This is a genomic window from Nesterenkonia halophila, assembly GCF_009467795.1.
In the GTDB taxonomy this organism is placed as follows: domain Bacteria; phylum Actinomycetota; class Actinomycetes; order Actinomycetales; family Micrococcaceae; genus Nesterenkonia; species Nesterenkonia halobia.
In genome coordinates this window covers 38,747-51,051 of sequence record NZ_WIAX01000018.1, presented here as the reverse complement: position 1 = coordinate 51,051, position 12,305 = coordinate 38,747, and the positions used below count along the sequence as shown (strand labels likewise).

General features: G+C 70.7%; 10 protein-coding genes. 8 read left to right on the top strand and 2 right to left on the bottom strand.

Going from position 1 to position 12,305, the window contains the following annotated elements; genetic code table 11:
- The first annotated feature begins 15 nt into the window (after window positions 1-15).
- The 8 genes from GCL72_RS09150 to GCL72_RS09115 all read left to right on the top strand — a co-directional run bounded on the left by GCL72_RS09150 (window position 16) and on the right by GCL72_RS09115 (window position 9,871).
- Window positions 16-237, top strand: coding sequence for a hypothetical protein (locus GCL72_RS09150; RefSeq protein ID WP_153144413.1), 222 nt, complete (start codon window positions 16-18; stop codon window positions 235-237).
- Complete coding sequence (locus GCL72_RS09145) at window positions 234-1,790, top strand: sodium/proline symporter (protein ID WP_153144412.1); 1,557 nt, start codon at window positions 234-236, stop codon at window positions 1,788-1,790. The genes GCL72_RS09150 and GCL72_RS09145 overlap by 4 nt, the downstream gene beginning before the upstream one ends.
- Window positions 1,783-2,376 carry a hypothetical protein gene (locus GCL72_RS09140; protein WP_153144411.1) on the top strand — a complete coding sequence of 198 codons (594 nt, stop codon included), beginning with the start codon at window positions 1,783-1,785 and terminating at the stop codon, window positions 2,374-2,376. The genes GCL72_RS09145 and GCL72_RS09140 overlap by 8 nt, the downstream gene beginning before the upstream one ends.
- 174 nt (window positions 2,377-2,550) lie before the next feature.
- The gene (locus GCL72_RS09135) at window positions 2,551-2,778 is read left to right on the top strand and encodes a hypothetical protein (RefSeq protein ID WP_153144410.1); all 228 of its coding nucleotides are present in this window, start codon (window positions 2,551-2,553) and stop codon (window positions 2,776-2,778) included.
- Window positions 2,775-4,307: a sodium:solute symporter family protein gene (locus tag GCL72_RS09130; RefSeq protein WP_153144409.1), complete on the top strand. Its 1,533-nt coding sequence runs from the start codon at window positions 2,775-2,777 to the stop codon at window positions 4,305-4,307. The genes GCL72_RS09135 and GCL72_RS09130 overlap by 4 nt, the downstream gene beginning before the upstream one ends.
- A 59-nt stretch (window positions 4,308-4,366) precedes the next feature.
- Window positions 4,367-5,683, top strand: coding sequence for a M20 family metallo-hydrolase (locus GCL72_RS09125; protein WP_153144408.1), 1,317 nt, complete (start codon window positions 4,367-4,369; stop codon window positions 5,681-5,683).
- A complete protein-coding gene (locus GCL72_RS09120; RefSeq protein WP_153144407.1) occupies window positions 5,680-7,197 on the top strand; it encodes an amidase in 1,518 nt (505 codons plus the stop codon). The genes GCL72_RS09125 and GCL72_RS09120 overlap by 4 nt, the downstream gene beginning before the upstream one ends.
- A 127-nt stretch (window positions 7,198-7,324) precedes the next feature.
- Window positions 7,325-9,871: an HAD-IC family P-type ATPase gene (locus GCL72_RS09115; RefSeq protein WP_153144406.1), complete on the top strand. Its 2,547-nt coding sequence runs from the start codon at window positions 7,325-7,327 to the stop codon at window positions 9,869-9,871.
- A 42-nt stretch (window positions 9,872-9,913) separates the two neighbouring features.
- Here the strand turns inward: GCL72_RS09115 and GCL72_RS09110 are convergent, their stop codons facing one another.
- Window positions 9,914-11,026 carry a hypothetical protein gene (locus tag GCL72_RS09110; RefSeq protein WP_153144405.1) on the bottom strand — a complete coding sequence of 371 codons (1,113 nt, stop codon included), beginning with the start codon at window positions 11,024-11,026 and terminating at the stop codon, window positions 9,914-9,916.
- Between the two features lie 156 nt (window positions 11,027-11,182).
- Entirely contained in the window at window positions 11,183-12,142 is a 960-nt protein-coding gene (locus GCL72_RS09105) for an AEC family transporter (RefSeq protein ID WP_153144404.1), read from the bottom strand.
- Between the last annotated feature and the right edge of the window lie 163 nt (window positions 12,143-12,305).

Sequence of the window (12,305 nt, the reverse complement as noted above, 5' to 3'; positions counted from 1 at the left end):
CGCTGGACTGTCGATGTGGCCACTCTGCAGGAGTCTGGTCCCGACTATGGAGGTGGTGCAGTCACCATGTTCGGACTGCCGATGAGCACCACGGTGATCATGGGGGTGGTGATGGGCTTCTGGGTCGTCTACACCCTGGTGTTCTACCTGAGTACCCGCAGGTGGGTCGTCGAGGACGCCGATTACGACGACGCGACGTCCGTGGACGGTTCCGACGAGGGAGGCGTGCGACGATGAACATCGAGATCACGTTCCTGATCGTCTACTTCCTCGTTCTGCTGGGCATCGGAGCCTGGGTCTCGCGCATCAGCAGCTCGGATCGTGAAGGATACTTGCTCGGCGGCCGGCGCCTGGGTCCGGCTGTGACTGCTCTGCGTCTCCAGAGCACTTCGATGTCGGGCTACATGTTTCTCGGCGCCGGAGGACTCGGCTACAGCCAGGGCTATTACTCGATGTGGTACGCCCTCGGCGATCTGGGCGGCGGCGTACTCAACCTGTCGGTGCTCGGCCGACGCATGCGCAAGCTCTCGCAGCTGCTCGGCTCGATCACCTCCATCGGCTATCTGGAGCATCGGTACCCCTCGGTCTGGACGCGGGCGGTCGCCGCGCCGATCGCGTTGTTCTGCATGTTCTTCTATGTGCTGGCTCAGCTGCTCGCCGGCGGCCAGGGGTTGGCGATGGTCACCGGTCTGGACCTCGACCTGGCGCTGGTCATCGCCATCGGCGTCATCGTCGGCTACACGCTGATGGGCGGGTACCTGGCGGTCGCCTACACCGACTTCGTGCAGGCGATCATCCTGGTCATCGGGATGCTCTGGATCCTGGTGGCGACGCTGCAGCACGTCGGGGGCCTCACCGCCGGCCACGAGGCGCTGGGCGCCATCAACGAGAACCTGCTGACCATGTGGGGCGCCGACGGAGAGTTCGCCGGCCAGTGGGGGATCATCCTCGGAGCGCTGCTGGTCTTCTCGATCGGATACATGGGCTGGCCCCACGTCAACGTCAGCCACATGTCCATGCGCCGGCCCTCCGTCGCACGCCGCGCGGGTCTCTACGCGACCGGTTTCAACCTGCTCTTCATCCCGGGAGCCTACCTGGTGGGCATGATGGCGCTGCTGATCGTGCCGAACCTGGAAGACCCGGAGATGGCGATCTTCCGGGTCGCCGAGACCGTGCTGCCGGCGTACGCGGTGGGCCTGGTGATGGCCGCCATCATGGCGGCGATCATGTCCACCGCCGACGCCCTGCTGCTGCAAGCAGGCACCATCGCCTCCCAGGACCTCTGGGGCCGTTTCGTGCAGAAGAACATGTCGGAGAAGGCCTCGGTGAGGGTCTCACGGCTGACCATCCTGGTGCTGGCGGTGATCGGCCTGGTGCTGGCGATGGCCCGGCCGCCGGGCGTCTTCGACATCGTCGTCTTCGCCACGTCGGTGCTCGGCGCGGCCTTCGTGCCGGCCTATGTGTGCGCGGTCTGGTGGAAGAGCGCGAACACCGCCGGGGCCATCTCCTCCATGCTCGCTGGGACGGCAGGTGCCGTCTCCGCCGAGCTGATGGGCTCGGCCGACGCCCTCGGCGTCGACGCGATGGTCGTGGGCATCCTGTGCTCGACGGCCACCATCGTGGTGGTCTCGCTGGCCACGCGCCGGATCGCTCCGGTGCCCGAGCGGGTGCGGCGCGCCGTGGAGGAGACTTCCCGGGTCGGCCCGGTGCCGGCGCGGCTCGTGCTCGGCGAGGATCCGACGCTGGCGACCCAGCGGCCGAGTGTCGAGAGCGGGGACGCCCGTGGCTGAGAAGCTGCTGACCGACGCGGCGCCGGCCTCCGGCACGCCGGGTGCCCCGCGGCTGGCCTGGCCGGTCGCCGTCGACGCCGATCAGGCGCGGGAACGGGTGAGGGCGCGGCTCGGCCGGGCCGGCGCCTCCGCGGCCCTGCAGGCCCGGCTCTACCTGCACCCCATGCTCGCCGTCGAGCTCGCATGGCACCGTCGCCGGCGCGAGGGGGCGGCGCATGCCCTGGTCGATCTGGTCGGCGGCCGCGCCTTCGTCGTCGAACCTTGGACGGAGGTGCCCTTCGTCCCGGTCGAGGAGCTCGCGAAGCTCGATGGGTACAGCGCACGCGACGTTCGCGACGGGGCCGCGCGTTTCGGGCCGCCCGTCGCCCGCGTGACGGTGGACGAGGCCGTGGGGACCGCCCGCCGGCTGCTCACCAGCGTGCTGCTGCGGCGTCGCCGGCTCGGATCGGGGTCGTCCTTCGAGCTGCGGCGGGACCCGCTGGTGGTGGGGAAACCGAACTGGTGGGTCACCGGCTCGGTGAGCGGACGGCCGGTGGAGGTCGTCGTCGACGCCGTCTCCGGCCGGCACTACGCCTTCCGGGGCTGAGACGTGCGGCTTCCGGTCGCCCGGTCGGTGCAGAGCGCACCAGCTCGAGATCACCACTGCAGACATCGACGCAGAGACCGACGGAGAGAACGACGCAGAGAACAATACGAGGAGGGCCGAGATATGGCCGGTCGCCGACCGACTCGCACGGCCGTGACCCTGTGGACATGCATCGTGGCGGGTTTCGCCCTGATGGAGTTCCCCGGGGTCCTGTTCTTCCATGACATGGCGGAGCCGAGGATCCTCGGGATGCCGTTCATCTACGGCTTCACTGTGGTGATCTGGTTCCTCATGTGCGTGGTGCTGTACGTCGGCCACCGGACCCGCTGGGGACGCCGAGGGCCGGAGGAGGTCGACGACGTCGGCCCGGACGCGGCGACGAACGGTGGGGGGCGGTCATGACCAGCACGGAGGTCATCGGACTGCTGGTCATCGCCGGCTTCCTGCTCGTGCCCCTCGCGATGGGGGCCGTCGCCTCACGGAAGGCCACGGCCACCGCCGAAGACTTCTTCGTCCAGGGGCGCGGCATGGGATCCGTGGCGGTGTTCTTCACCGTGGCGGCCACCTGGTGGAGCGCGTTCGCCTTCCTCGGCTCGAACGCCAGCTTCTATCTGGACGGGCCGCTGTACTGGACCGCCATCGCGTGGAACATCTTCTTCGGCGTGATGTACTACCTGGTCGGCAAGCGCATCTGGTTCCACGGCAAGCGTGGAGGATACGTCACGCCGCGGGACTTCTTCGTCGGCCTCTACGGATCCCGGAAGCTGGGCACGTACATCGCGGTCATCCTGCTGGTCTTCACCCTGCCGCATCTGCAGATCCAGCTGACCGGAGGGGCCTACCTGATGGAGGTGGCCTCCGACGGAGTCCTGCCGTTCTGGCTGGCGGGCCTGCTGTTCTACCTCGTCATCATCATCTATGTCTGGTCGGGCGGTCTGCGGGCCGTGGCGTGGACGGATGTCTTCTACGGCGTGCTGCTCTTCACCGGAATGATCAGCGCCGGGATCTTCCTGGTCGGCGAAGTCGGCGGGATGGGGACGATGTTCGATCAGATCGAGCAGGTGCGTCCCGAGCACCTCATCCTCGCCGACGGCGATTGGATGGCCTGGATCTCGATGTTCGTCGTCACGCCGCTCGGAGCCTTCATGGGACCGCAGATGTGGACCCGGATGTATGCGACGAAGTCTCCGCGGCTCTTCGACCTCATGCCCTTCCTGCTGGGCCTGGCGGCGATCAGCTACGTGGGATCGATGCTGATCGGCAACGCCGCGGTGGTCCTGGATCCCGACGTCGACCAGGCCGACCAGGTCCTGCCCCGGATGCTGCTGGACTACGCGCCGATCGCGCTGGCGCTGGTGCTCATCGCCTGCGGTGCGGCGGCCGCGATGTCCACGGCCAACTCCCAGGTCCACGCGATGGCGGCGAGCTACACCGTCGACTTCCACGAGAAATACGTGCAGAAGAACCTGCCGGAGAGCCGCCGGGTCTGGGTGGGGCGCTGGGCGATCCTGGTGTTCTCCGCCATCGCCTACGTCATGACCCTCTACGTGCCGGGCCTGCTGGTCACCATCGGCCTCGTCGCCTTCGCCGGCCTCGCCCAGGTCATCGTGCCGACGCTCGGAGCCCTGTTCTGGACGCGCGCCAGCATCTCCGGAGCCGTCTCCGGACTCACGGCCGGCGTGGGATCGCTGATCCTGTTCACCGCGCTTCCGACCATGGTCCCGGCGCCGTTCGCCTCCGGCGGCGCCGGTCTCCTCTCGCTGCTGCTGAACATCGTCGTGTTCGTCGTCGTCAGTCTCCTCACCAGGTCCCGCGACGCGGGGATCATGGCCCGGATCTCTTCCCGGGCCCGAGACTTCGACGACGAACGCTGGGCGGCCGACGACGCCGACGATTCCGACGATGCGGCGGAGCGCTCCGCCGCCGACTGACCGTGCCGGGGCGACCGCGCGCCGCCGCCCCGCCGCCCCCGAGAGAAAGGGCCCGTCCCATGAACGACTCCATCTCCACCCACGAGACCGCCGGACGCGAGGACTCGCCGGCACGCTCCGCATCCGCCTTCCTCCGGGATTTCCACCACACCTCACGCTTCGGCGCGATGTCGGGCGGCGGCATCGACCGCCAGGCGGGCACGCCCGAGCATGGGGCGGTGCGCGACTGGTTCGAGGAGCGGGCGCAGGAGCTCGGATTCACCGTCGCCGCGGACGGGATCGGCACCCTGTTCGCCCGTCGGGAGTGGATCCCCGGAGCACCGTTCGTGCTTGTGGGCTCGCATCTGGACAGCCAACCGCTGGGCGGACGCTTCGACGGCACCTACGGCGTCGTCGCCGCGCTGCATGCGGCTGCCGCGGTCGACGCCGACGTCGCGGCCGGAACGCTGTCGCCTCGGCACAACGTGGCGGTGGTCGACTGGTTCAACGAGGAGGGGTCGCGCTTCGCGCCCTCCATCATGGGCAGCTCGGTCCACGCCGGCCTGCTGGACCTGGACACCGCGCTGCGGACGCGGGACCCGGACGGCACCACGGTGGCCGAGGCCCTGGAGGCGACCGGGCGGCGCGGGAGGACGCCCGGCCCGACGGCGGCGGCCTACGCTGAGATCCACATCGAGCAGGGGCGTCGCCTGGAGCGGTCGGGCATCCCCGTGGGCGTGGTGGACCGCAGCTGGCACACCCAGAAGCTGCTCGTCAGCGTGGTCGGCGAGCAGTCGCACACCGGTGCGACGCTGATGGCCGACCGACGCGACGCGCTGACGGCCGCCGCCCAGGTGGTGCTCGCCGTCGAGTCCGTGGTCGAGTCGTTCCCGCCGGAGAGCATCGTCACGTCGGTCGGGCAGCTCGACGTGGAGCCGAACTCGCCGATCGTCGTGCCGCGACAGGTGGACCTCGTCGTGGACCTGCGGGCGGATCGGGCCGAGGACGTCGACCGTGCACGGCGGCTGCTGCTCGACCGGTTCCGGGAGGTCGCCGCGGACCGCGGCGTGGAGGTCCGCTCGGAGGACTTCGACGTCCGGCCGGTGCAGCGGTTCCCTGCCGCAGGAGTCGACCTCGCGGAGAAGGCAGCTCGGGACGACGGGCTGGAGTCCGCAGTGCTGGCGACGCTGGCGGGGCACGATGCCGTGGCCATGAATCGGGTGGCTCCGTCGGTGATGCTCTTCGTGCCGTCAATCGACGGAGTCTCGCACTGCGAGCGGGAGTGCACCTCCGATGCGGACATGGTGTCCGGCCTGTCCGTGCTCACCGGAGTCCTGCGTCGCCTGGTGGTCGGCGATCTCGACGACGTCGCGCCCGGTGGGAGCGCGACGGCATGAGCGCGGCGACGGACGGAGCGCCCCGGCGACCGGCAGGGACCGGGGCAGGGGGCGAAGGGCTCGAGCGCGCCCCTGCGGTCGAGGTGCTGGGGATGTTCGCCCGCCGTGAGCTGGCACCCAGCGAGTACCTGGATCACCTGATAGCCCGCATCGATGCGGACTCCGACCACCCACGGCCGATCAACGCCTTCATGGAGGTGCTGGGGGAGGAGGCCCGGAGCGCGGCGGCCGCAGCCGACGCCCACTATGCGCGTCTCGGGCGGCGCGGTGCATCGGTGCCGGGGCGCCGACTGCTCGGGCTGCCGGTGGCGACCAAGGAGAAACATGGTCTCGCCGGGCACTCGCACAGCCAGGGGATGCGCGCCCACGCAGACGCCGTCGCCGCGCGGGATCATCCGATCGTGCGGCGCATCCGCGACCACGGAGGGGTCATCCACGGCCGCACGACCTCCCCGGAGTTCTCCTGCGCGACCTTCACACACACCGACCTCTGGGGAACCACCCGCAATCCCTGGGACCGCGGGCTGACTCCCGGAGGATCCTCGGGCGGAGCCGCGGCGGCGCTGGCGGCGGGGATGACCCCGCTGGCCACGGCCTCGGACATCGCCGGCTCCACCCGTCTGCCGGCGGCATTCACCGGCGTCGTCGGCTACAAGGGTCCCTACGGTGCGGTGCCCGGATCCGGCGTCTTCGCCGCCGACTGGTACCGCGGCGACGGAGCCATGGCCCGGACCGTGGCCGACGTCGCCCTGCTCACCGACGTCATCCGCGGCGTCCATCCCGAAGACCACGCCACGGTGCCCACCTCGTCCGTCTCCGTCCCCGGTGGCGAGGCCGCCCTCGAGAGCCTGCGCGGCCGACGGATCGCCTATGCCCCGACCCTGGGCGACTACCCCGTCCAGCGCGGAGTGCGCCGGCAGGTCGATGGTGCCGTCGCGGCGCTCGAGGGGGCCGGCGTCGACGTCGTCGTGGTCGATCTGCCGTGGACGACCGCGGAGATCCGCCGGACCACGATGGCGCACTTCGGCCACCTGCTGGCCGACGGGATGAGCCGGTTGCTGCGCGGTCGGGAGGGAACGGCCGAGGACTACACGCGACAGTTCATCGAGGATGCTCGTGCCCATGCCGCTCGCCTCTCGCTGTTCGAGACGCTCGACCGTGAACAGCGGATGCAGGCCGAACTCGCCGTGGCGATGGACGGGGCGGATGCGCTCCTGACGCCCGTCTCGGCCGTCGCCTCGCTGCCAGCGGGGAGCACGTTCCTCCGGGGACTCGACGTCCATGACGTCGCCGACGGCCCGGACCGGCGCGTGGAGCACTATTGGGAGGCCCATATGACCGTGCCCTTCAACGTGGCCAACCGGTGTCCCGCGCTCTCGATGCCGGCCGGTCTCCACGCGGGGGTCCCGGTCGGGCTGCAGATCGTCGGCCACCCGTATGACGAGGCCACGGTCTTCGCGCTCGGCGCGGCGCTCGAGACGGTTCGCCCGCAGAGTGCCGTCCCTCCCGGCTGAGACGCGACCGGAACGTCGGATCACCCTGCAGGCTGACGTGGACGGCGACGGGCGCGCATAGAATGGCCGGGTCGATCGAGGATCGACGCCGGCTCGTCCGTCGAAGCGTCAGTGAGGTTCAAGCGCAGTGGCCGTAGAGAAGACCGACGAGAGCGACCCCGCCGCCCAGCGGTCGCCCGTCGATCCTGCCGCCCTGGAGGCCCGCGGATTGAACTCGCTGCAGGTGGCGGAGCGCCAGCGGCTCCAGCTGGCCAACGTGCAGCCGCACACCACCTCGCGCTCCGTGCTGGAGATCCTGCGCACCCACCTGATGACCCTGTTCAACCTGATCATCGGCGCCTGCGCGCTGGTGATCATCCTGCTGGGCCGCTGGCTGGACCTGCTCTTCGCGATCTCCGCGGTGGCCAACGTGATCATCGGGCTCTTCCAGGAGTACAGCGCCAAGCGCAAGCTCGACGCCATCGCACTGCTGCACCAGGACGACATCCACGTCCTCCGCGACGGCATGCTGGTGGAGATCCACCGCGAACACATCGTGCTCGACGACGTGGTCGAGCTGCGCCGCGGCGACCAGATCCCCGCCGACGGAGTGATGCTCTCCTCCGCCGGCCTCGACGTCGACGAGTCGATGCTCACCGGCGAGTCCGACGCGGTGCCCAAACGCCGCGACGACCGCGTGCTCTCCGGCACTGCAGTGCTGGCCGGATCCGGGCGCTTCCAGGTCACCGCCGTCGGCGACTCTGCCCACGCGGTGCGGCTGGCCGCCGAGTCGAAGCGCTACCAGAAGATCAACTCCGAGCTGCGCCGGGCGCTGGAACGCGTGGCCTTCTGGCTGTCGATCGTGCTGCTGCCCATCGTCGTCGTCGTGCTCAACGGGCAGATGCAGGCCTTCGGCGGCTGGGGCGAGGCCTGGCGCGACGGCCAGTGGCGCGAGGCGATGGTCACCGCCGTCTCCTCGGTGACGGCGATGATCCCGGCCGGGCTGGCACTGATGACCACCATCGCCTTCGCCGTCGCAGCGGTGAAGCTCGCCCAGTCGCAGGTGCTGATCCAGGAGCAGCCGGCGGTGGAGATCCTCGCCCGGGTCGACGTCGTCGGCCTGGACAAGACCGGCACGCTCACCGACGGGACCATCGCCTTCCACGGCGCCGAGCCGCTCGACGCCGCCGGTCGTCCGGCGCCGGCGACGAAGCGATCGTCGACGGCGCTGGAGGGCACCGAGCCCTGGCAGCAGGTGCTGGCCTGGTTCGGCGCCGACGAGTCCGCCAACGCCACCGCGGCGGCGCTGAGCGGGCCCTTCCGTGCGCTGCCGCGTCACCGGGAGACCTCCCAGGTGCAGTTCTCCTCGGCACGGCGCTGGTCGGCGGTGACCTTCGCCGACGACGCCGGCGAGCTGGCCGGCCACTGGGTGCTCGGCGCGCCCGAGCTGCTGCGCGCGCCGACGACCGCCGCCGGCGTCGCCGTCGACGAGCTGCTGCACCGCACCGAGGAGGTCGCCGACCGCGGACTGCGCACCATGATCCTGGCCCACGCTCCGCTGCACGGTCCGGTGGTGCCCGGCGCGACCGGCGAGCTCGGCCGCGGCGAGCGGCTGCCCGATGAGCTGCGACCGGTGGCGCTGCTGACATTCAAGGAGAACATCCGCCCCGACGCGCGCTCGACGCTGGAGTACTTCTCCCGCCAGCACGTGGAGATGAAGGTGATCTCCGGCGACAGCCCGCGCACTGTCGCCGCCGTCGCCCGCGAAGTCGGCATGGAGGTAGACGGCCACGGCGTCGACGCCTCCGAGCTGCCCGACGACCCCGAAGGGCTGCGCCGCGCGATGGCCGCCCACCAGGTCTTCGGGAGGGTATCTCCGGAGCAGAAGCGCTCGATGGTCCAGGCGCTGCAGGCCAACGGCCACGTGGTCGCGATGACCGGCGACGGTGTCAACGACGCGCTGGCGCTGAAGAGCGCGGATCTGGGCATCTCGATGGGCAGCGGCGCCCCGGCGACCAAGGCCGTCTCGCGCATGGTGCTGCTCGACGGACGCTTCGACCGGCTGCCCGACGTCGTCGCCGAGGGCCGCAAGGTCATCGCCAACACGGAGCGCGTCGCCCATCTGTTCCTGACCAAGACGCTCTACGCGATCCTGCTGGGGCTGTTCTGCGGGCTGCTGTTCTGGGAGTTCCCGTTCCTGCCGCGGCAGTTCTCCACAGTGGACTTCCTGATGATCGGCTGCCCGGCGTTCTTCCTGGCGCTGATGCCCAACACCCGGCGCTACCGTCCCGGATTCCTGCGACGATCAGTGCTGTTCTCGGTGCCGATGGCCGCGGCGATCTGCCTGGGCGTCATCGCCGTCAGCATCGCCGGACGCATGCTCGACGAATCCGCCTCCGCCGTGCAGACGGCCTCGACGTTGGCTCTGACGGTCATCGGACTGTGGGTGCTGGCCGTGGCGCTGCGGCCGATGACCGTTCCGCGGATCGTCCTCGTCGCGGCGATGTACGGGCTGCTGGCGGTGATCCTGCTGCTGCCGGTCTCCCAGCGCTACCACCTGTTCGAGATGCCCGGCCCGGAGCTGCTCGCGGCGGCCTTCGTCGCCTCCATCCTCGGCGCCGGCGTCGTCGAGGGGGCCTGGCGCGTCCACGAGCGGCATGTGGAGCAGGATCCGCTGGACCCGGCGCCCCGGTGAGGGCGACGCTGCGAGGGCGCCGCGCCGTCGACCCGGTCGGACTCAGCCGCCGGTGACCGAGACCAGCAGGTCCTCGCCGCTGGCGCCGACCTCCACGTCCAGGCCGAAGGTCACGTCGTGGCTCTCCTCGATCGTCTCGCCGGAGTAGTAGTCCTGCGCGGTGAAGCTCACCGTCGCGGTCAGCCGGTCCGCGCCCGTCACCGACCAGCCGTCGGGGCCGAAGCTCAGCGTGAGCTCCTGCGCCTTCGGCATGCTCCACTCGATCGTGGAGGCCTCGACGCGGTTGGGCGTCTCGACGCCCATCGGGCAGCCCGAGGGCATCAGGACCTTCTGTTCGGCGCAGGAGGAGAGATACGCCTTCACCTTCTGATGCATCTGCTCGGCCGCAGCCGAGGAGGCCTCCAGCTCGATCTCGATCTCCTCGGACAGCGCCTCCGCGTCGGAGCCGTCCGAGCCCCCGGCGTCCTCCGGGTCGAGGGCGAGCACCCGGTGGGCCGAGCCGGTCAGCCACTCGCTGTCCACGGCGACGTCGAGCACCGAGGGGGCGTAGGCGGCGAGCTCGGCGGCGTCCTCCTGCAGGTTCACCGGCTCGCCGTTGACGTCGACCTGGCCGATGCCGCCGGCGGAGGCGCCGGGGACGGAGAGCGAGACCTCGGCCAGCGTCGCCGGGTCCAGCGCCCACTGGTCGAAGATGCCCCAGGACTCGTCGGTCTTGTCCATCGGCAGCCGGGAGCGGTGCTCCTCGCCGTCGACGGTGAAGACCAGGTCGGCGGCCCCGGAGCGCTCGACGACGCGCAGGTCCTCGATCTGCTCGGCCGAGTGCTCCAGCGTGCCGCCGTCGAGCAGCAGCGTGTCCACCGAGCCGGAGGACAGCCGCGGGTCCTCACCCTCGCCGCTCTCGCCGGCGGCCTCCGGGACGTCGGTGAACTGTCCGAGGAGGACCTCGCCGTCGCCGGCCTGGACGGCCTCCCACCACTGCTCGCCGAGCGCCTCGGTGGTGTAGACCTTCGTGTCCACGAGCCAGACGGCGAAGCCGCCCAGCACCAGGGCGACGATCAGCGCCGACGACCAGGCCGCCCAGGCGATCACGGATCCGCCCGTGCCTCCCGCGGCGTCGTCCGCGCCGTGGGGATCATGCTGTCCGGGAAGGGTCATGTGCTGGTGTGCCGCTCTCGTCGTGCGTGGTCGTCGGCGGCGTCGGCCGCGACGTCGGACCTGCGGCTCAGCCTAGCAACTGCGGGTCGCGGAGCCGGGCGGCGACGCCGTCGGCGGAGCGCCCCTGCTCCGGCTTCTCCGGCCCCCGTCCCGGCCTCACATCAGCAGCGCGGAGACGCCGATCATCGCCGGGATCGCCAGCACAGTGGTCACCAGCACCGTGTCGCGGGCGATGACCTCGCCGGTCTCGTAGCGGATCGCGGAGACCAGCACGTTCTGCGCGCTCGGCAGAGAGGCCATCACGACGGCGGCCAGCAGGTCGTGGCCGTCGAGTCCGAAGACCAGGTGGGCGAAGACCCAGGCCAGCGTCGGGTGCAGCACCAGTTTCAGCAGCGAGGACAGTGCGACGTCGCGGCGGCGTCCGGCCTTCTTGTCCAGGGGGCGGCTGCCGACCAGGGACAGCCCGAAGGAGAGCAGCATCAGCGGGATGGAGGCCCCGGCGACGGTCTCGATGGACTCGCGCACCGGTCCGGGGAAGGACCAGTCCTGCCAGGAGAAGACCACGCCGAGGATGGCGCCGATGATCATCGGGTTCATCAGCGACTGGCCGATGCTGCGCAGCACGGCGGTGCGCGGGGCGGGACGGACCCGGGCGCGGCTGCTCTGGCCGCCGGTCAGCCAGTCCATGGCGATGACGTAGACCGGGGTGTAGAGCGCCAGCTGGAACATCACGATCGGCGCGGCGAAGGCGACGTCGCCGAGGACGTAGGCGGCGATCGGGAAGCCGAGGTTCGCCGAGTTCACCAGCGAGGAGCTCATCCCGCCGATCATCCGCTCGCCGCCGGTGCGGCGCGCGGCGATGAGCCGGTTCAGCAGCAGACCGACGATCAGCGTGGCGAAGGCGCCCAGCGCGGCGATGAGGAACTGCGGCCCCAGCACTTCGTGCAGCGAGGCGTCGGCGACTGTGGTGAACAGCAGGCAGGGCGAGGCCACGAAGAAGGCGACGCGGGAGAGCACCACGCGGGACTCGGCGCCGAGGAGGCCGAAGCGGCCGATCAGGAAGCCCGCGCCGATGATCAGCCAGATGACGATGAAGCCGGAGAAGACGGCCGCCATGCTGCCTGCCTCCTCTCCGCTGCGGGGTGCTCATCGTGCCGGGGCGGCGGGGTGATGACCTCCCGACCCGGGTGATTCTACGCCCGTCGGCGGGCGGGCGGCGTCGATGACGTGGGGCGGAGCGGAGCGGGGCGCGGGCGGATGCGGGGTGTGGTGCGGGGGT